The 234-nt window shown below is 38.5% G+C and carries 1 protein-coding gene; it reads left to right on the forward strand.

What is annotated here, in order from left to right; translation table 11 throughout:
• Positions 1-77: 77 nt before the first annotated feature.
• The coding region (locus KVT11_RS21225; protein WP_309234400.1) for a hypothetical protein at positions 78-234 on the forward strand (157 nt) is incomplete at its 3' end.

Here is a 234-nt window from a genome sequence, read left to right on the forward strand (position 1 = left end):
AGTATTTCTTTACTGACATTTGAAAGACAGAAATACTTTTTACACAAATAATACGCATGATTTGAGGGGTGTATCAGGTGACAGGTCAACTAGTTCAGTATGGTCGACACCGCCAGCGCAGAAGCTACGCACGCATAAGCGATGTGTTTGAATTACCAAATCTCATTGAAATTCTAACCTCTTCTTATCTGTGGTTTCTTGTTGTGGGTCTTAGAGAGATGTTTCAAGATATAT

It is taken from the genome of Bacillus sp. GbtcB10 (assembly GCF_019091365.1).
GTDB lineage: Bacteria > Bacillota > Bacilli > Bacillales > Bacillaceae > Bacillus > Bacillus altitudinis.